Consider the following 17,200-nt stretch of genomic DNA (forward strand, 5'->3'; position numbering starts at 1 on the left):
TGGGGGTCTCAGGCGCTCAGGCGCCCTCGGCCGCCAGGTCGTCGTCGTCCACGTCCTTGCCGCCGTTGGCCGGCTTCGGGCCGCCGTTCTTGCGGGTGCGGCGCTGCGGGCGGGGCAGGGCGGTGGGCGGCGGGGGAGGCGTGGGCGAGCCGCCGCCGAGGATCAGCTCGGCGAAGGTGGCCATGGCCTCGTCGAGCTGGCCGCCGATGCGCAGTTCCGACTCCTGGTTCGACCGGCGGACCAGGGACTGCAGCGCGTCGGTGTCCGGGCGGGCGCCGACGGTCTCCGCGACCTTGGAGAGGCTCGCGTCGACGGTGCCGCCGAGCTCGGCGATGCGCGCGGCGAAGCCGTCCTCGACCTTGTCGAGGCGGTTGGTCATGGTGTCGAGCTGCGAGGTGACCAGCTCCAGGCGGCGGGCCAGCGCCTCCAGGCGGTCCGCGGAGTCGACCTGGTCGCGGGACTGCTCGATCGCCGCGTACAGCGCGGTGCGGGCCTCGTCGAGCTTGCCGTTGACGACGTCGCGCGTGTCGGCGACGGCGGAGGTGAGCTCCGCGCGGGTCTCGGCGAGCGAGCCGGCCAGCGAGTCGCGGGTCTCCACCACGGCGCCGGCGAGCTCGGAACGGGCCTGCGACAGGGAGCCGGCGAGCGAGTCGCGGGTCTCGGCCAGCGAGGTCGAGATCTGGGTGGTGCGGTCCGCGAGCGAGCCGGCGAGGGAGTCGCGGGACTCGGTGATCGCGGCGGACAGCTCGGCGCGGGCGACGGCGAGGGTGTCGCGCTGCTCGTCGGCGCGGCCGTGCAGGCCGGAGAACGACTCGGCGAGGATCTTCTGCAGGGCCTCGCGGGTGCCGTCGAGGTGCTCGTGCACGCCCTCGTCGACCTCGTCCAGGCGGCCGCGCAGCGCGGCTTCGAGGGCCTCGATGCGCTCGCGCAGCGGCGTCGTGACGGCGGCGGGGAGCGCCTCGACCTTGCCGTCCTGCTTGTCCAGGTGGCCGTCGAGGTCGTCGATGCGCTTGTGGATGCTGGAGAGCTTGTCCTCCAGGCCGTCCATGCGGCCGGCGACGCCCTCGAAGCGGCCGGCGACGCCGTCGAGGCGGCCGTCGAGCTGGGCGAAGGGCTTGGCGAGCTTGTCGACCAGGCCGTCGACCGCGCGGCCGATGTCCTGAACGGCGTTGTCCTGGGCCTCCAGCTTGGCGAGTGCCTCGTCGAGACGTTCCGCGAGCACGCTGACCTCGGTGCGGTCCGGCAGCTCCGACAGGCGCTTGCGGACCGAACCCAGCGACTCCAGAGGCGACATCCGGGCGTGGATCTCGTCCAACGCGTCGAAGATCTGCTGCTGCTCGCTCTCACGGATCTCCGCGGCGCGCGTGAGCATGTTGCGCATCCGATCGAAGGACATCGTGGAGTTGTTGTTCTCTGTCACGGCTGAGTGCCTTCGTCCAAGGGGAGGGGAGACCACGGGAGCCTATCCGCGTCATGGCGTGGCTCCGTACCACCCCCGCCGGAAAAAGGCCGTACGCGGATGGCTGACTAGCCCGGTCGGGCTAGCGTGCTGGACCGAACGCCAAGTCACTGGCCGCGAGTGGGCGGTAGCGAGAAGTGATGTTCCTACCTTGGGGTGACGTGAGCCTCGCCCTGGTTGCAGAAAGTTGCTGATCACGGATCGGCAACATCTGAGAACGACTCCTGAGCATAGCGCCGCCAAGATCATTTCATCCGGCTCTGAAGCGGCGTGTCGCCTGGAGTAACGTGTAGTGATGTCCACGCCGCTTACCTTGGAGACCATCCGCAGCGCGCCGAAGGTCCTGCTGCACGACCACCTCGACGGTGGCCTCCGCCCGCAGACGGTGATCGAACTCGCCGATGCCACCGGCTACCAGGGCCTGCCCACCACCGACGCGGGCGTCCTGGGCGGCTGGTTCCGCGACAACGCGAACTCCGGGTCCCTCGTGCGCTACCTGGAGGGCTTCGCCCACACGTGCGGGGTCATGCAGGACGAGGCGTCCCTGGTCCGCGTCGCCGCCGAGGCCGTGGAGGACCTCGCGGCCGACGGCGTCGTCTACGCCGAGATCCGCTACGCCCCCGAGCTGAACACCGAGAAGGGCCTCTCGCTGGAGCAGGTCGTCGAGGCCGTCCAGGAGGGCTTCCGGGTCGGGTCCGCCCGCGTCGCCGAAACCGGTCGCAAGATCCGCGTCGGCACGCTGCTGTGCGCCATGCGCCAGAACGAGGGCTGGCTGCGCATCGCCGAGCTCGCCGTGCGCTACCGCGACCTCGGCGTCGTCGGGTTCGACATCGCGGGCCCCGAAGCCGGCTTCCCTCCCACCCGCGGCCTCGACACGTTCGAGTACCTGCGTCAGCAGAACGCGCACTTCACCATCCACGCCGGTGAGGCGTTCGGCCTGCCCTCGATCTGGGAGGCGATCCAGCACTGCGGTGCCGAACGCCTCGGCCACGGGGTGCGGATCGTCGACGACATCAAGGTGTCCGACGGCGACGTCGCCGGCGCCGAGCTGGGCCGCCTGGCCGCGTACGTGCGCGACCGCCGCATCCCGCTGGAGATGTGCCCGACGTCGAACCTGCAGACCGGTGCCGCCCCGACGCTCGCCGAGCACCCGATCGGCCTGCTCGCGAAGCTGCGCTTCCGCGTCACCGTCAACACCGACAACCGCCTGATGAGCGACTGCTCGCTGTCGAGCGAGTTCGCCGCGCTCGCCGAGACGTTCGGCTACGGCTGGGCCGACCTGCAGTGGTTCACGATCAACGCCATGAAGTCGGCGTTCATCGGGTTCGACGAGCGGCTCGCCATCATCAACGAGCTCGTCAAGCCGGGCTACGCGGCGCTCACCGCGCGGTAGCCCATGCGCTCTCGTCGACCGGGCTGAGCGTCCGCAACGGCTCCCACCACGCGCGGTTGGCCGCGTACCAGCGGATGGTGTCCCGGACACCGGCCTCGAAGCCGATCTCCGGGCGCCAGCCCAGCTCGCGGCCGGATCTCCGGGCGCCGGCCCAGCTCGCGGCCGATCACGCGGGAGTCGAGCAGGTAGCGGCGGTCGTGACCGGGCCGGTCCAGCACGACCTGTTCGCGCGACTGCGGCAGCACGTTCCCAGGGAACTGGTTCGGCCCGTAGATGTCGGCGCAGTTGGTGATCGTGACCGGCAGCCCGAACGTCTCGAAGTACGACCGCACCGCGTGGTCGCCGCCTGCCTTGGAGGCGTTGCACGGCGTGCGCGGCCGGTAGGGCGAGTCCCCGTGGAACGCCTCGGTGGCGTCGACGCCGGCCAGCTCGGCCTCGCTCTCCATCGACCCGGCCGGGCCGTGGTCGCCGAGCGTGCTGCGGTCGCGGAGGTCGGCGGCGAGCCGCTGCGACGAGGAAGGGGCCGCTCGCATCGCGCGAGCGGCCCCTTCCCCGTGCCGGAACGTCAGTTGACGTTGAGCCGGTCCTCGAACTTGGCCTGCAGCTCGCGGAACGACGCCACCTCCGCGTCGTACGGCGCGGACGGCGCGAGCCGCGTCGGGTCCGGCGCGACCACGAACGACACCAGCCAGCCCAGCGACTCCGAGGTGGCCAGCGCCTCCTTCACGGACTCGTCGCCCGCCCACTCGGCCGCGTCCTCGAACAGCTCGACGGCGAGGTCGAGCTGCTGCGGGTCGAGGGCGTCGGGGCCCTCCTCCATGTCCTCGGCGATGCCGGTGAGCACGTAGACGTTGTCGTCGTCCACCTCGGCGTCGAGCTCGCCCGCGGTGGCCTTGACCTTCACGTCGTTCCAGGTCTCGACCTCGGCCAGGTCGTGGTCGTCGTTCTCGGCGACGAACCGGCTCAGCGCGCGCGACGAGGTGAAGACCTCGATCTTGCCGCGGCGGCCCAGGAAGATCGGGTCGTCGCCGAGGTAGCAGCGCAGCGTGTAGAACTCGCCGGCGGACGTGATGATCTTGATGGGGTCGATGCCGACCTCGGCCCAGAAGCCGGTGGGCTCCGCCTTCTCCTCGTCGCCGTCCTCGGTGACGTCGTCGACCTCGGCGGGCTGGGCGGCTTCGAGCTCCGCTAGCTCCTCCTGCGCGAGGGTGAGCTCCTTCTCCGGCACCTCCGGCGTGTTGACCACGCTGTCGATGGCGTCGAGGACCTCGTCCCACTTCTCCGAGACGACCGAGGACAGCTCGTCCCACAGCTTCGCCCCGTCACGGCCGCTGAACGGCAGCGTGCCCTGCGGCAGCAGCGAGAAGCCCTCCGCGGAGTCGAGCACCTCGTGGATCTTCTCGAGGTCGCACACGTCCGCGAGCGACCGGACGATCGCGATCACGTCCGCGAGCTCGCCGATGGTCCAGGTGTCCGGGTCCTCCGCGACCAGCTCGGGCACGCCCACCAGGTCGAACTGGTGGTTGTCGTCCGGCGAGAGGTCCGCGATGCCGAGCTTCGGCACGATCGGCCACGCCGGGTGGTCGGTGAGGTCGTGTTCGCCCGCGGTGCGCACGAAGGCGGCGAGGTGCGCGGCGTCGGGGAAGACGAACAGGTCCTCCTCGTCACCGAGGAAGGCCTCCCACTCCTCACCCTCCTCACGCCACCGGGGTGCCCACAGCGTGACCACGTCACCCTGCGTCAGCCCCAGCTCGATGGGGACGATGTCCTGCGCCATCACTGACCTCCCGGTCATGCCTGCCGAATGCCGTGGGCGAGCCTAACGGTGCTGATCACCGGCGCCCAAAGGGGTTCTCGAAGAAGGCGTCCTCGTCCGGGTCGTCGACGAGGGGCGTCCTCGGCTGCCTGGGCGCAACCGCCTCAGGAGCTGCAACGACCGGGGGCACCACCGGGTTCCACGTCGCGCGGAACGGCGAGTCGCCGGCGATCGCCTCGACGTTGATGGCCATGCCGTCGCCCAGCGCCAGCGCCATCCTGTTGAAGCTCGTCTGCACGGCCGCGTTCGTCGCGAGCCGCGCGGTCTCGGTGACGACCTGGCCGACCGCCCGCGCACCCCGGCTCAGCAGCGCCGGGTGCAGGTGCAGGGCCCTGAGCTCACCGCTCGCCGTCGCCGTGGCGGTGCACAGGCCGCTCGGGTGCTCGACGGTCTCCGCGGTCACCGCGAGGTCGCGCTGGAGCTGCTCGACGGCCCGCATGCGTTCCTCGTTCACCGCAGCCACCCCTGCTGCTGCTCGTCGTCGTGGCCGCGTTCGAAGCCCATCGCGTTCAGCTCCCGCGGGTCGACGACCCGTTCCAGCGTCTCGTGCAGCCGCGAGCCGGCGCTGCGCCGGGCCTTCTCGGCGACGCGCACGATCTCGGCGGCCAGCCCGTGCGGACCCATCCGCAGCGCGGCGGCGCTCACCGAGATCTCCAGCGGCGGACCACCCGGTGTCCCGACCACCGTCACCGCGCCGTCCGGCGAGGACGCCCGTCCCGTGACGGGACCACTGCGCGTGACGTGTTCCGACACCGCCTGCCCGACATCGCGCACCTTCCGAGCGGCGCGCTCGACGTCGTCGTCCACCTGATCACCCCCTACTGCGACAGTGTGCCGCATGATCCTGCGTTCGGTCGCGTTGTTCGCACTCGCCGCCCTGCTGGAGATCGGCGGTGCCTGGCTGGTCTGGCAGGGCGTCCGGGAGGACCGCGGCTGGTTGTGGATCGGCGGCGGGGTGATCGCGCTCGGCGTCTACGGCTTCGTCGCCACGCTGCAGCCGGACGCGAACTTCGGCCGCATCCTCGCGGCCTACGGCGGTGTGTTCGTGGCCGGGTCGCTGGCCTGGGGCATGGTGCTCGACGGGTACCGGCCGGACCGCTACGACGTCACCGGCGCGCTGATCTGCCTGGTGGGCGTGGCCGTGATCATGTACGCGCCTCGCTAACGTTCCGGACGTGACGAACCCGAGCGACGTTGTCCTGGCGATGCTGCGCGCCACCGAGACCCTCGACGAGAACGCCGTCGTGCGGCACATGGGCGACGAGGTGGTGTGGCGGAACATGCCGTTCCCGCCCGCTCGCGGCAAGAGGACGGTCGCCCGGCACCTGCGGCTGATGAACAGGGCCGTCACCGGCGTCGAGGTCCGCGTCCACCACATCGCGGCCAACGGCGGCGTCGTGCTCACGCAACGGACCGACGTCGTCCGGCGCGGCGGGTTCGAGGCGGCGTTCTGGGTGTGCGGCACGTTCGTCGTGAAAGACGGCAAGGTCGTGCTGTGGCGCGACCACTACGACCACGCGTACGTCGCGGGTGCCTTCCTGAAGGGCCTGGCCAAGCTCGGCCTCGGCGCCCTCAGGAAGGCGCTGTCCGGTCAGCCCGTCGGGCGGTAGAACCCGTAGAACGACATGCCGGAGTTCGTCGTGCGGATCGGCTGCACCTGCACGGGGTCACCGGCCTCGACCATCTGGCCGTTGCCGATCACCATCGCGACGTGGCCGTCCCACACCACGAGGTCGCCGGGCAGCACCTGGCCCGGCGGCACCGAGGCGCCCATCGCCTGGTCGCAGGCGGGCCGCGGGATGTCGAAGCCCGCGCCCTTGTAGGCCCACTGCGTCAGGCCGGAGCAGTCGGTGCCCTGCGGCGGGTTCGCGCCGCCCCACACGTACGGCGTGCCCAGCGCGGACAGCGCGTTGCGCACGGCCATCGCCGCGGTCTCGTTCGGCGCCTCGGCGCTGCTGCCGTCGGGCAGGTTCACGCCGACGCCGTCGCCGGGCTGCGGCGGAATCGCGACCGGCAGCCGCGGGCCGGAACCACCGCCACCACCACCGTTGCCGCCGCCCCCACCGCCGCCGCCTCCGCCACCACCGCTGCCGGAGCCACCGCCGCCGCCACCGCTCGAACCGCCGGAGCCGTTGCCGTTGCCGGACGGAGCGGCCTCCTGCTTCGGGGAGTCGGAGACGCCCGACGTCGAGGTCGAGCCGTCGTCACCGCCCAGCGGCTCGCCGAGCTTGCCGAGAGCGCCGGTGTCGGGTTTCTGCATGCCGTTCAGCTGGCCGACGAGCTGGGTGAGCTGCTCGCGGACCTTCTGCAGCTCGGCCGTGGTCTTCGCCTGGTAGCCGCTGGCCATCCCGGCCAGGTCGGCGAGCGCGGCCAGCACGGCGCCGGGGCCCGCGACCAGGCTGGCGGCCACCGCGGCGGCGAGCCGCGGGGTGGCTTTGGCGGTGAACTCGTCGATGAGGCCCTGGATGGCGGTGCGACCGCCTGTCACGGCCGAGACGCCGGCCGAGGCCACCGTCTTCACCGTCGAGGCGTTCTGCACGAGCACGTTCGTGGCCGCGGCGAACGTCGCCACGCGGCCGGTGAACGCGTTGGCCTTGTCGCCGGACCACGTGTTCAGCACCGCGGTGGAGGCCGAGCTGTGCCGGCCGCCGAGGTCGGCGAGCGCGGTCTGGGCGCGGTCGAACGCGTCACCGGCCCGCTGGGCACCGCCGGTGTCGCCGTCCAGCTTCGCCAGGTCCTGCTTCATGGGCGCGATGAACTGGCCCAGCAGCCCCTCGACGCTCACGTGCGGGCCGCCTTGTTCAGCGCGGCGGCGTTCGCGTCTTCCTGCGCGATGTAGGCCTCGCGGGCCTTGGTGACGGCGGTGCCGAGCCCGGACAGCCCCGTGGACGCCGCTTTCAGCGCGTCCAGCTGCACCTGTGCGGCCTGCTGGAAGGCCGCGCTGAGCCCGACCTCGTCGCCGATCTTGCCGAAGCAGTCGCCGGGCAGCGCGGTGGTGCCGCTCAACGTGCCGGTGCCGACCGTGCCGATCTCGTTCGCCAATCCGCTGACCGCCGACGCATATCCGGTCAATGCGTCGAGATCGACCTTGAGACCCTGTTCTGCCATCTGAAGCCGCTTCCCCCGGTGTGACCTGTTCGCGTTGATCCTGCCCCGATGAGCGGTACCTCGCCCGTCGTTCCGCCAAGATCATGGAACAGTGGGTGTCATCGAGCACTGGAACCGGATCCTGGCATGGCTGGCGGAACACGCTCCCGCTACCCGAGCCGTGCTCCGTCCGAGGTACGACGCACTGCCTGAGCTGAGGGTTCCCGACGACCTGCAGCTGTGGTGGAGCGTCTACGGCGGAACGGACCCCGACCTCTTCGCCGAGATCCTGCCGCCCTTTTACACACCGCTGGGTGCTGAACGGGCTTTTGTGCTGAGGGAAACCCACGTCAAGAAGCCGGCGGATTCTTCGGAAGCGGGTTCGCCGACGATCGGATTCCACTCGGAATGGCTTCCGATCGCGTTCGACGGCACCGGTGACGTGCTCGCCGTCGACCTCCGTCCCGGCGTGCTGCGCGGCTGCGTGGTCGAGTGGGACAAGGACCGCAACGAGATGTCCAAGCCGGAGTGGACGTCGATCGTCGAGATGTTCGACCAGGTCGCCACGGCACTGGAGACGCGCAGCGCGATCGGGCACTGCACGGCCGAGGTCAACTCCGCTGGTGAGCTGGGCTGGCGGACCAGCTGACCCGGTCGGCGACACCGGTCCAGACCTTCACCGCGGCCACCGCGCAGAGCCACCCGAGCGCGGTGCCGGTGGTGTTCGCGACCAGGTCGTCCACGTCGAAGATCCGGTTCGCCCACAGGAGCTGCGAACCCTCGATGACGAGCGAGACGCCGCAGCCGATGAGCGCCGTCTGGCCGATGGTGCGCTTGCCCCAGAACATCAGCATCGCGCCGAGGGGCACGAACAGCAGCACGTTCAACGTCATCTGGTCGAAGGCGATCCGCCCGTCGCGGAGCGTGTCGGCGACCCACTGGAACGGGACCAGCTGCACGGACTGGCGCGGCGGCACCGTCTGCAGCGGCAGGAACGTCGCGGCGAACAGCATGCTCGCGTAGCCGGTGACGAGCGCGCTGCGCCAGGTGAGCTGACGGAAGAACAGCTGCGGCGCAATGAAGACCACGGAGAGGAAAAGGCCCCACTGGATGCTGGCGAGCTGTGCATTCGTCATGAATCCAAAGTAGGAAAACGGCCCTCCGCGCACATCGCGCTGAGGGCCAGTTCCCGCCTCGTACTTCCGGCCGAGTGCTACTCCGCCGCGTAATCCCGCGGGCTGATGCCGCGTAGTACCGGGCCGCACGCCAACGCCGCTACCAGCGCGACCACCACTCCGACGGCGACCGGTGCCACCACCCACGGCGTGAGCGGCATTTCCCCGTGACCCACCAGTCCGCGCGCCAGGACGAGCAGTCCGAGACCCACGGCGATTCCCGCCCCGCACGCCGCGATGGTGACGGCGAACACGGGAAGAACCACTTCCCGGCGCAATGCGCGACCCAGCACGCGAATCGGCGTTCCGGCCGCTGTCAACGCGCCGAAGGTGCGCCTGCGGTCGATCACCGAACCGGCCGCCGCCACCGCCGCGCCGATGCCGCCGAGCACCGCCGCGATCGACAGGCCGATGACCGTGGCGCGCCGGAGGTCCTCCATCAGCGTGTCGCCGTAGAGGCCGCGCTGCTCACCGTCCGCGAGCCGCGCGCCGGGCAACGTGCCGACCAGTGCCGTGTGCACGACCTCGCGGTTCTCCGCCGTGGTCGGCACGCCCACCATCGACACCCGGCCCGCCAGCTGGGGCAGCACCTCCGGGTCGATCACCGCGAAGATCCGTCCCGCGCCGGTGAACGCCCGCGTCTCGTACCGCCGCGGCAGCGGCACGGTGACCTCGTCACCCGGCCCGGCGGTGCGGAACCGGTCCCCCCGCAGCTCCTCGGGGGCGTAGACGGCCGGGCCCGGCCGGCAGTCCAGGCCGGTGAGGACCGTCGCGACCTCCGCGCACCTGCCGACGACGACGTAGTGGCCGGAGCGGCCCTCCTCGCCGTCGCTCACGAACCCGTCGAGCATCGGCACGACCGGCGCCGAGGTGGCCGCGCGCAGCGGTCCGAGGTCGCTCGACACCTGCTCGGCGACGATCGCGCCCCCCTGCCACGTCGCGTCGCGGAACGGCACCTGGCTCTCCAGGCCGGGCAGCATCGTCAGCGCCATCGAGCCGGTGAACACCGCGATCACCACGCCTGCCGAGCCGCGGAACGCCGCCACCGGGTCACCGGCGAGCCTGCGCCCGGCGAGCAACGTCGACGGCGTGCGCCACCGGCCCACGAAGAACCGGCCGACCTGCGCCGTGAGCACCGGACCGGCCAGCACCAGCGCCAGCGCCACCGCGCCGAGCCCGAGCAGCACCACGGTGAACTGGCTGTCGCCACCGGCCTGCTGCGCGTAGACGACGCCGAGGAAGAACACGCCCAGCGCGACGGCGATCGACACCAGCCGCCACGACCGCACCCGCCGCTGCTCCTCTGCGGCCAGCGGGCGGTTCACCACGCGGCGCAGCCCCATGATCGCGGCCGCGATGACCAGCACCGGTGCCAGCAGGGCCACCGCGGCGACCACCGCGTTCGAGGGCACGAAGTCGCCGGGGTACCAGGTCCCGCCCTCCCACGGGATCTTCGCGGTCAGGTGGCTGAACGGCTGGGCCGCCAGCACGCCGAGCACGCTGCCGACGACGGCACCGACCGCGGTCTCCACGGCCGTCATCACGACGACCTGCCCCGGTGTCGCACCGGCCAGCCGGAGCGCGGCGAGGCGCCGTTCCCGTTTCGCCGCCGTCAGCCGCGCGGCCGAGGCGACCAGCACCAGGCACGGCACCACCAGCACGACCAGGCCGACGCGGGTGAGCAGGTAGAGCATGCCGTGGTGGTCGTCGCGGTAGGAGCCCGCCGCGTTGCGCAGCGCGTCGGTGCTGAACCCGTTCACGCCCGCGCGTCCGACGACGGCGACGAGCTCACCGGGGTGCTTGAGCGCCTCCGGCCCCAGCACGCCGGCGACCGTGCCGGGGAAGCGGTTGCCGAGTTCCTCGGCCGGGTGCGCGCGCACCAGGTCGGCCAGCGCGGGGGACAGCAGGACCTCGCCGGCCTCCGGGAACCTGCCGAGACCGGCGGCGACCGGCACGTCACCCGGCTCGTTGCGGGAGACCTCGAACCGCTCGACGAGCTGCCCGCGGAACGAGTCGGTGGTGTGGTCGACCGTGATCCGGGTGCCCTGGTTCACCGCGTCCCGCCACGCGGTGCGGTCGGCGCGCGCCTGCAGTCCGTTCGGTGCGGCGACGAGCCACAGCACCAGCGACACCGCGATCATCACGCCGAGCGCGACCAGCACGGTGGCGACCTGGCTGCGGCGGTCCCTGCGCAGCACCGCGAGCGCGATCCTCATGCCGGCACCTGACCGCGGTTCGGAACGGCGATGCGGCCGTCCTGGATGTCGACGACCCGGTGGGCCCGGTCGGCGATCGCCTTGTCGTGCGTGACGATCACGACAGCGGCGTTCGTCTCCCGCGCGGCCTGCAGCAGCGCGGTCATCATCTCCTGCCCGGTGCGGGTGTCGAGGGCACCGGTCGGCTCGTCCGCGAACACCACCCGCGGCCGGTGCGCCAGCGCCCGTGCGATGGCGACCCGCTGCGCCTGGCCGCCGGACAGCTCACCGGGCCGCCGCTGCTCCATGCCCTGCAGGCCCAGCCGCGCGAGCCACAGCCGGGCCGCGCCGAGCGACTCCTCGCGCGAGCGCCCGCCGAGCAGCATCGGCAGCGCGGCGTTCTCCTCGGCCGTGAGCTCGGCGACGAGCATGCCGGACTGGAACACGAACCCGAACGCCGTGCGCCGCAGCTCGCTGCGCCCCGTCTCGCTCAGCTCCCCGATCGCGCGCCCGTCGAGGAACACGTCACCGCCGTCGGCCCGCAGGATTCCGGACAGCACGTGCAGCAGGGTCGTCTTGCCGGAACCGGACGGGCCGACCACGGCCAGCACGTCACCGGGCGAGATGTCGATGTCCACCCCGGCGAGCGCGTGCACGTCGCCGTAGGTCTTGACGAGGCCACGAGCGGCCAGAACCGAATTCATGGTGCTGACGGTGCCGGGTCCGCGCCGGGGAAACCTCAGCCTTGACGACACACCGGATCAGCCGGATGACCGAGGCCGGAACGGTTCGGTGGTCCTACCGTTGTCTCCCGTGGACAGTCATCGGGGCCAATGGCCGATCGCCGCCGGGCTCGCGCTGCTGATGCTCGCCGAGCTCATCTTCATGTCGGGGCCGACGAGCTCGCAGGCCCTGGTGTGGCTGCTCAGCGTGCCGCCCTGCATCGCGGCGGTGGCGTCGTTCAGGTCCCGCGCCTTCACCATCCCGGTGACCGTGGCGTCGATCTTCGTGGCGTCGTTCGTGGTCCGGCTGTTCGACGTGAACCTGCCGACGGTCCTCAGCCCGCTCACCGTGGCCGAGACCGCCGCCTGCCTGGTGCTCACCGCCGTGGTCGTGCGCGAGGAACCCCGCCGCTCCGCCACCTGGTCGGTCGGCTCGCTGATGGCCGTGAGCGTGTTCGCCGCGATCATCCGCGACAACTGGCTCGCGTCCTACAACTACAACGAGGTCCTCGGCTCCCTCGTCCTCGGCTTCCTCGCCGTCGGCACCGGCCTGTACTTCCGCGCCCGCGACTCCGAGAGCGGCCGCCTGATCGCCGCCGCCGTCACCGACGCGCAGAAGGAGGAGCGCATCGTCCTGGCCCGCGAGCTGCACGACGTCGTCGCCCACCACGTCACCGGCATGCTCATCCAGGCCCAGGCGGCGCTGGAGGTCTCCGACGACGACCCGCGCGCCGCCCACCGCCTGCTGCCCGGCATCGTCCGCAGCGGCACGGAGGCCCTCGGCGCGATGCGCCGCCTGGTCGGCACCCTGCGCCAGGGCGAGAACGACGTGGCCACCACCGACCTCGCCGCCGACGTGATCGCCACCGTCGAACGCACCCGCGAGCTCGGCTTCACCACCCGCCTGCGCATGGACCTGCCCGAGGTCGTGCCCCCGGAGCTGGGCCGCTCGGTGCTGCGCCTGGTCCAGGAGTCCCTGACGAACGTGCACAAGCACGCCGAGTCCCCGACCGCGGTCGACGTCGACATCTCCCGCACCCCCGCGGGAGCACTGCGCGTGGTGGTCGCCGACGACGGCCGCCCCGGCGAGCTGAACCAGGGTGGGTACGGTCTGGTGGGCATGCGTGAACGCGTCGACCTGCTCGGCGGCCTGTTCTCCGCCGGCCCGCGCGAGAACGGCTGGCAGGTGCTCGCGGAACTGCCACTGGAAGGAACCAAGTGATCTCGGTCCTCATCGCCGACGACCAGGAGATGGTCCGCGTCGGGTTTCGGATGATCCTGGAGAAGCAGCCCGACATCACCGTCGTCGCCGACGTGCCCGACGGCGTGACCGCGGTGACCGCCGCCAGGGAACTCCAGCCGGACGTGGCGCTGCTGGACATCCGCATGCCCGGTCTCGACGGGCTGGAGGTCACCAAGAAGCTGTCCGTGACCTCGACCAAGGTCGTCGTGGTGACGACCTTCGACCTGGACGAGTACGTGCACACGGCTCTGGAGAACGGCGCTTCGGGATTCTTGACCAAGGACGCCGGGCCCGCGCTGCTGGTGGAGGCCGTGCGGGCGGCAGCCGCCGGGAACGCGCTGATCTCGCCGCAGGTGACCGTGCGGATGCTGGAGCACTTCGCGCGGCCCGCGTCGCGGCCGGACCTCGGGCTGCTCACGGCTCGGGAGCAGGACGTGGTGCGGGAGGTCGCCCGCGGGCTGTCGAACCAGGAGATCGCCGGGGCGTTGTACCTGTCGTTGTCGACGGTGAAGACGCACCTGGCGTCGGTGCAGACGAAGTTGAACGTGAAGAACCGGGTGGGGATCGCTTCGTGGGCCTGGCGGGCGGGGCTGGTGAACTCGTGACCGAACAGCCTGAGACCGAGTTCCCGCGTGCCATCGGCAAAGTCGCCACCCGTGAGCTGGCCGCCCACGGCTACACCACGTTCGACTCCCTCACCGAGGTCTCCGCGAAGACCCTGCTGAGCATCCACGGCGTCGGCCCGAAGGCGGTCCGCATCCTCGGCGAGGAGCTGGCGGCGCAGGGCAAGACCTACGCCGCCGGCTGAGGTCTCACACCCCCATCGGGTGCCAGACCGTCTTCGTCTCCAGGTACGCCCGCAACCGGGACAGGTCCGGCTCGCGGGTGAAGTCCTCGTCGGGCCGGATGCGCAGGACCCGCTTCACCGTTCCCGCGGCCGACCGTTCCAGGTCCGCGCGCAGCGACTCGGGGGCGCCGGTCAGGTCCAGGGCGTTCACGTCCGCGTGCGAGGCGAGCCACGGGGCGATCTCCGCCGCGTGGCCGGTGATGATGTTGACGACGCCGCCGGGCAGGTCGCTGGTGGCCATCACCTCGGACAGCGTGATCGCCGGGAGCGGGCGGTCCTGCGAGGTGATGACGACGCAGGTGTTGCCGGAGGCGATCACCGGGGCGATGACCGAGACCAGGCCCAGCAGGGACGACTGCTGGGGGGCCAGTACGGCCACCACGCCGGTCGGTTCCGGGGTGCTGAACGAGAAGTACGGGCCGGCGACCGGGTTCGAGGAGCCCAGGACCGCGGCGATCTTGTCCGTCCAGCCCGCGTACCAGACCCAGCGGTCGATGGCGGTGTCCACGAGGGACTGGGCCTTCTTCACCGCGACGCCCTCGGAGACGGCGACCTCGGTGGTGAACTGCTCGCGGCGGCCCTCCAGGACCTCGGCCACCCGGTACAGGACCTGGCCGCGGTTGTAGGCCGTGGCGCCGGACCAGGGGCCGAACGCCTTGCGGGCCGCGGTCACGGCGTCGCGGGCGTCCTTGCGGGAGCCGTGGGCGGCGTTGGCGAGGAAGGCGCCCTTGGTGTCGGTCACCGGGTAGGAGCGGCCCGACTCGGAACGCGGGAAGGCGCCGCCGATGTAGAGCTTGTAGGTCTTCGCGACCGAGATGCGATCAGACATCGAGGTAGGCCTCCAGACCGGTGCGGCCGCCCTCGCGGCCGAAGCCCGACTCCTGGTAGCCGCCGAACGGGGCGGTGGGGTCGAAGCGGTTGAACGTGTTGGACCACACCACGCCGGCGCGCATCTTCGACGCCATCCAGAGGATGCGCGAGCCCTTCTCGGTCCACACGCCGGCCGACAGGCCGTACGGGGTGTTGTTGGCCTTGGCCACGGCCTCTTCCGGGGTGCGGAAGGTCAGGACCGACAGCACCGGGCCGAAGATCTCCTCACGGGCGATGCGCATCGCCTGCGAGACGTTGGAGAACACCGTCGGGGCGAAGTAGAAGCCCTTGTCCGGCAACGGGCACGAGGAGGTCCAGCGGACCGCGCCCTCGGCCTCGCCCGACTCGGTCAGCTCCTGGATCTTGGTGAGCTGCTCGCGGGAGTTGATGGCGCCGACGTCGGTGTTCTTGTCGAGCGGGTCGCCGACGCGCAGCGTGGACACGCGGGCGTGCAGCTTCTCCAACAGCTCGTCGGCGACGGACTCCTGCACGAGCAGGCGGGAACCGGCGCAGCAGACGTGGCCCTGGTTGAAGAAGATGCCGTTGACGATGCCCTCGACGGCCTGGTCGAGCGGGGCGTCGTCGAACACGATGTTCGCCGCCTTGCCGCCGAGCTCCAGGGTGAGCTTCTTCGCCGTGCCGGCCAGGTTGCCCTGGATGATCTTGCCGACCTCGGTCGAGCCGGTGAAGGCGACCTTGTTCACGTCCGGGTGCTCGACGAGGGTCGCGCCCACGTCACCGGCACCGGGGAGGATGTTGACGACGCCCGGCGGCAGCTCGCACTGCTGGATGATCTCGGCGAGCACCAGCGCGGTCAGCGGGGTGGTCTCGGCGGGCTTCAGCACCACGGTGTTGCCGCAGGCCAGGGCCGGGGCGATCTTCCACGCGGCCATCAGCAGCGGGAAGTTCCACGGGATGACCTGACCGGCCACGCCCAGCGGGCGCGGGTCGGGGCCGTAGCCCGCGTACGAGAGCTTGTCCGCCCAGCCCGCGTGGTAGAAGAAGTGCGCGGCGGCCGTGGGGACGTCGACGTCGCGCGACTCCCTGATCGGCTTGCCGTTGTCCAGCGACTCCAGCACCGCGAGCTCACGGCCGCGTTCCTGGATCTGGCGCGCGATCCGGTAGATGTACTTGGCGCGCTCGGCACCGGGCATCTTCGACCACACGCGGTCGTAGGCGCGGCGTGCGGCCGTCACCGCGGTGTCCACATCGGACTTCGACGCGGTGGAGACCTCGGCCAGCACCTCCTCGGTGCCGGGGTTGATGCTCTTGAGCGGTTCGCCGGAGCCCTCGACGAACTCGCCGTCGACGAACATCCGGTAGTTCGGCTTGAGGTTCGCGATGGCCCGCGACTCGGGCGCGGGGGCGTATTCCCACATGTGTCAGTCCACCGTCACGTAGTCCGGGCCGCTGTAGTGGCCGTCCAACTGGGTCCGCCGCTGCATGAGCAGGTCGTTCAGCAACGTCGACGCGCCGAACCGGAAGAGGTGCGGGTCGAGCCACTCGGGCCCGGCCACCTCGTTCACGGCCACCAGGTACTTGATCGCGTCCTTGGTCGTGCGGATGCCACCGGCGGGCTTGACCCCGCGCAGCTCGCCGGTCTGGGTCTTCCAGTCCCGCACCGCCTGCAGCATCACGTGCGTGACCGGCAGCGTCGCCGCGGGCTGCACCTTGCCGGTCGAGGTCTTGATGAAGTCGCCGCCGGCGAGCAACGCGAGCCACGAGGCGCGGCGGACGTTGTCGTAGGTCACCAGCTCACCGGTCTCCAGGATGACCTTGAGGTGCGCGTCCCCGCAGGCCTCCTTGACCTTGACGATCTCCTCGAACACCAGCCCGTAGCGGCCGGAGAGGAACGCGCCGCGGTCGATCACCATGTCGACCTCGGCGGCGCCCTGCTCGACGGCGAACCGGGTGTCGGCGAGCTTGACGTCGATCGTGCTGCGGCCGCTCGGGAACGCCGTCGCGACGCTGGCGACGCCGATCCCGCTGCCCTGCAGGCCGTCCACGGCCGTCTTCACCATGTCCGGGTACACGCAGACGGCGGCGACCTGCGGCACGTCCGGCCGCTCCGGGTCGGGCCTGCGGGCCTTCGCGGCGAGCGAGCGGACCTTGCCGGGGGTGTCGGCGCCTTCGAGCGTGGTCAGGTCCACCATGCTGATCGCCAGGTCGATGGCGTGCAGCTTGCTGGCCTTCTTGATGCTCCGCGTGCCGAGGCCCGCGGCTCGTTGCTCGACGCCGACCTGGTCGACGCCGGGAAGGCCGTGCAGGAAGCGCCGCAGCGACGATTCATCGCGCACGGCGTCCGCCAGGGCCGACGGCAGTGTCGTAGGAGCAGCCATGGTCCGGAGTCTAGGCGGAATGGGACGCCCGTCCTAAGTGAGCGGGTTCGCGCA

20 protein-coding genes are annotated in these 17,200 nt (G+C 71.4%); 7 read left to right on the forward strand and 13 right to left on the reverse strand.

Features of this window, described 5'->3' with window-relative positions; all coding sequences use genetic code 11:
• Nucleotides 1-16 precede the first annotated feature (16 nt).
• The gene (locus AB0A63_RS26120) at nt 17-1,396 is read right to left on the reverse strand and encodes a hypothetical protein (RefSeq protein ID WP_360395986.1); all 1,380 of its coding nucleotides are present in this window, start codon (nt 1,394-1,396) and stop codon (nt 17-19) included.
• A 358-nt stretch (nt 1,397-1,754) separates the two neighbouring features.
• On the opposite strand from AB0A63_RS26120, the gene AB0A63_RS26125 reads away from it, so the two are divergent.
• On the forward strand, nt 1,755-2,852 hold the full coding sequence (locus AB0A63_RS26125; RefSeq protein WP_360395988.1) for an adenosine deaminase: 1,098 nt from the start codon (nt 1,755-1,757) through the stop codon (nt 2,850-2,852).
• Here AB0A63_RS26125 and AB0A63_RS26130 read toward each other — a convergent pair.
• The 4 genes from AB0A63_RS26130 to AB0A63_RS26145 are packed head-to-tail and all read right to left on the reverse strand — an operon-like array spanning nt 2,828 to nt 5,475.
• Nucleotides 2,828-3,385, reverse strand: coding sequence for a GDP-mannose 4,6-dehydratase (locus tag AB0A63_RS26130; protein ID WP_360395990.1), 558 nt, complete (start codon nt 3,383-3,385; stop codon nt 2,828-2,830). The two genes, AB0A63_RS26125 and AB0A63_RS26130, sit on opposite strands and share 25 nt — an antisense overlap.
• 32 nt (nt 3,386-3,417) lie before the next feature.
• A complete protein-coding gene (locus AB0A63_RS26135; protein ID WP_360395992.1) occupies nt 3,418-4,629 on the reverse strand; it encodes a primosomal protein in 1,212 nt (403 codons plus the stop codon).
• Between the two features lie 55 nt (nt 4,630-4,684).
• Entirely contained in the window at nt 4,685-5,122 is a 438-nt protein-coding gene (locus AB0A63_RS26140) for a YbaB/EbfC family nucleoid-associated protein (RefSeq protein WP_360395993.1), read from the reverse strand.
• A complete protein-coding gene (locus tag AB0A63_RS26145) occupies nt 5,119-5,475 on the reverse strand; it encodes a hypothetical protein (RefSeq protein ID WP_360395995.1) in 357 nt (118 codons plus the stop codon). The genes AB0A63_RS26140 and AB0A63_RS26145 overlap by 4 nt, the downstream gene beginning before the upstream one ends.
• Nucleotides 5,476-5,506: 31 nt before the next feature.
• Here AB0A63_RS26145 and AB0A63_RS26150 point away from each other — a divergent pair, with 31 nt between their 5' ends.
• Nucleotides 5,507-5,833: a YnfA family protein gene (locus tag AB0A63_RS26150; protein WP_360395996.1), complete on the forward strand. Its 327-nt coding sequence runs from the start codon at nt 5,507-5,509 to the stop codon at nt 5,831-5,833.
• Nucleotides 5,834-5,843: 10 nt separating this feature from the next.
• On the forward strand, nt 5,844-6,278 hold the full coding sequence (locus AB0A63_RS26155; protein ID WP_360395998.1) for a limonene-1,2-epoxide hydrolase family protein: 435 nt from the start codon (nt 5,844-5,846) through the stop codon (nt 6,276-6,278).
• Here AB0A63_RS26155 and AB0A63_RS26160 read toward each other — a convergent pair.
• Nucleotides 6,260-7,453 carry a C40 family peptidase gene (locus AB0A63_RS26160; protein ID WP_360396000.1) on the reverse strand — a complete coding sequence of 398 codons (1,194 nt, stop codon included), beginning with the start codon at nt 7,451-7,453 and terminating at the stop codon, nt 6,260-6,262. The genes AB0A63_RS26155 and AB0A63_RS26160 overlap by 19 nt on opposite strands.
• On the reverse strand, nt 7,450-7,776 hold the full coding sequence (locus tag AB0A63_RS26165; protein WP_360396001.1) for a type VII secretion target: 327 nt from the start codon (nt 7,774-7,776) through the stop codon (nt 7,450-7,452). Before AB0A63_RS26165 ends, AB0A63_RS26160 begins: the two co-directional genes overlap by 4 nt.
• Nucleotides 7,777-7,867: 91 nt before the next feature.
• Between AB0A63_RS26165 and AB0A63_RS26170 the strand changes: the two genes are divergently transcribed.
• The gene (locus AB0A63_RS26170) at nt 7,868-8,404 is read left to right on the forward strand and encodes an SMI1/KNR4 family protein (protein ID WP_360396003.1); all 537 of its coding nucleotides are present in this window, start codon (nt 7,868-7,870) and stop codon (nt 8,402-8,404) included.
• Here AB0A63_RS26170 and AB0A63_RS26175 read toward each other — a convergent pair.
• The 3 genes from AB0A63_RS26175 to AB0A63_RS26185 form a co-directional block, all read right to left on the reverse strand.
• Nucleotides 8,367-8,891 (reverse strand): VanZ family protein, encoded by a 525-nt coding sequence (locus AB0A63_RS26175; protein ID WP_360396005.1) that lies wholly within the window; start codon nt 8,889-8,891, stop codon nt 8,367-8,369. The two genes, AB0A63_RS26170 and AB0A63_RS26175, sit on opposite strands and share 38 nt — an antisense overlap.
• A 77-nt stretch (nt 8,892-8,968) precedes the next feature.
• Nucleotides 8,969-11,146 (reverse strand): FtsX-like permease family protein, encoded by a 2,178-nt coding sequence (locus AB0A63_RS26180; RefSeq protein WP_360396006.1) that lies wholly within the window; start codon nt 11,144-11,146, stop codon nt 8,969-8,971.
• Nucleotides 11,143-11,829, reverse strand: a complete 687-nt coding sequence (locus tag AB0A63_RS26185; RefSeq protein WP_360396008.1) for an ABC transporter ATP-binding protein — start codon at nt 11,827-11,829, stop codon at nt 11,143-11,145. Before AB0A63_RS26185 ends, AB0A63_RS26180 begins: the two co-directional genes overlap by 4 nt.
• Nucleotides 11,830-11,938: 109 nt before the next feature.
• Between AB0A63_RS26185 and AB0A63_RS26190 the strand changes: the two genes are divergently transcribed.
• The 3 genes from AB0A63_RS26190 to AB0A63_RS26200 are packed head-to-tail and all read left to right on the forward strand — an operon-like array spanning nt 11,939 to nt 13,898.
• Nucleotides 11,939-13,069 (forward strand): histidine kinase, encoded by a 1,131-nt coding sequence (locus AB0A63_RS26190; RefSeq protein ID WP_360396010.1) that lies wholly within the window; start codon nt 11,939-11,941, stop codon nt 13,067-13,069.
• Nucleotides 13,066-13,695, forward strand: a complete 630-nt coding sequence (locus AB0A63_RS26195; RefSeq protein WP_360396012.1) for a response regulator transcription factor — start codon at nt 13,066-13,068, stop codon at nt 13,693-13,695. Before AB0A63_RS26190 ends, AB0A63_RS26195 begins: the two co-directional genes overlap by 4 nt.
• Nucleotides 13,692-13,898 carry a hypothetical protein gene (locus AB0A63_RS26200; protein WP_360396014.1) on the forward strand — a complete coding sequence of 69 codons (207 nt, stop codon included), beginning with the start codon at nt 13,692-13,694 and terminating at the stop codon, nt 13,896-13,898. The genes AB0A63_RS26195 and AB0A63_RS26200 overlap by 4 nt, the downstream gene beginning before the upstream one ends.
• Before the next feature lie 4 nt (nt 13,899-13,902).
• On the opposite strand, the gene AB0A63_RS26205 is transcribed toward AB0A63_RS26200, so the two are convergent.
• The 3 genes from AB0A63_RS26205 to deoC are packed head-to-tail and all read right to left on the reverse strand — an operon-like array spanning nt 13,903 to nt 17,146.
• Nucleotides 13,903-14,766 carry an aldehyde dehydrogenase family protein gene (locus tag AB0A63_RS26205; RefSeq protein WP_360396016.1) on the reverse strand — a complete coding sequence of 288 codons (864 nt, stop codon included), beginning with the start codon at nt 14,764-14,766 and terminating at the stop codon, nt 13,903-13,905.
• Nucleotides 14,759-16,186 (reverse strand): aldehyde dehydrogenase family protein, encoded by a 1,428-nt coding sequence (locus AB0A63_RS26210; protein ID WP_360396017.1) that lies wholly within the window; start codon nt 16,184-16,186, stop codon nt 14,759-14,761. The genes AB0A63_RS26205 and AB0A63_RS26210 overlap by 8 nt, the downstream gene beginning before the upstream one ends.
• Before the next feature lie 3 nt (nt 16,187-16,189).
• Complete coding sequence (deoC, locus tag AB0A63_RS26215) at nt 16,190-17,146, reverse strand: deoxyribose-phosphate aldolase (RefSeq protein ID WP_360396019.1); 957 nt, start codon at nt 17,144-17,146, stop codon at nt 16,190-16,192.
• Nucleotides 17,147-17,200 lie beyond the last annotated feature (54 nt).

Origin of the sequence: Lentzea sp. NPDC042327 (assembly GCF_040647275.1) — a bacterium.
In the GTDB taxonomy this organism is placed as follows: Bacteria; Actinomycetota; Actinomycetes; order Mycobacteriales; family Pseudonocardiaceae; genus Lentzea.

What these genes read in the sequence shown, in the direction of transcription:
- AB0A63_RS26130 (WP_360395990.1), bottom strand. Translation starts at nt 3,385, where the DNA reads ATGCGAGCGGCCCCTTCCTCGTCGCAGCGGCTCGCCGCCGACCTCCGC.
- AB0A63_RS26180 (WP_360396006.1), bottom strand. Translation starts at nt 11,146, where the DNA reads ATGAGGATCGCGCTCGCGGTGCTGCGCAGGGACCGCCGCAGCCAGGTC.
- AB0A63_RS26165 (WP_360396001.1), bottom strand. Translation starts at nt 7,776, where the DNA reads ATGGCAGAACAGGGTCTCAAGGTCGATCTCGACGCATTGACCGGATAT.
- AB0A63_RS26210 (WP_360396017.1), bottom strand. Translation starts at nt 16,186, where the DNA reads ATGTGGGAATACGCCCCCGCGCCCGAGTCGCGGGCCATCGCGAACCTC.
- deoC (WP_360396019.1), bottom strand. Translation starts at nt 17,146, where the DNA reads ATGGCTGCTCCTACGACACTGCCGTCGGCCCTGGCGGACGCCGTGCGC.
- AB0A63_RS26185 (WP_360396008.1), bottom strand. Translation starts at nt 11,829, where the DNA reads ATGAATTCGGTTCTGGCCGCTCGTGGCCTCGTCAAGACCTACGGCGAC.
- AB0A63_RS26150 (WP_360395996.1), top strand. Translation starts at nt 5,507, where the DNA reads ATGATCCTGCGTTCGGTCGCGTTGTTCGCACTCGCCGCCCTGCTGGAG.
- AB0A63_RS26205 (WP_360396016.1), bottom strand. Translation starts at nt 14,766, where the DNA reads ATGTCTGATCGCATCTCGGTCGCGAAGACCTACAAGCTCTACATCGGC.
- AB0A63_RS26135 (WP_360395992.1), bottom strand. Translation starts at nt 4,629, where the DNA reads ATGGCGCAGGACATCGTCCCCATCGAGCTGGGGCTGACGCAGGGTGAC.
- AB0A63_RS26120 (WP_360395986.1), bottom strand. Translation starts at nt 1,396, where the DNA reads ATGTCCTTCGATCGGATGCGCAACATGCTCACGCGCGCCGCGGAGATC.
- AB0A63_RS26125 (WP_360395988.1), top strand. Translation starts at nt 1,755, where the DNA reads ATGTCCACGCCGCTTACCTTGGAGACCATCCGCAGCGCGCCGAAGGTC.
- AB0A63_RS26175 (WP_360396005.1), bottom strand. Translation starts at nt 8,891, where the DNA reads ATGACGAATGCACAGCTCGCCAGCATCCAGTGGGGCCTTTTCCTCTCC.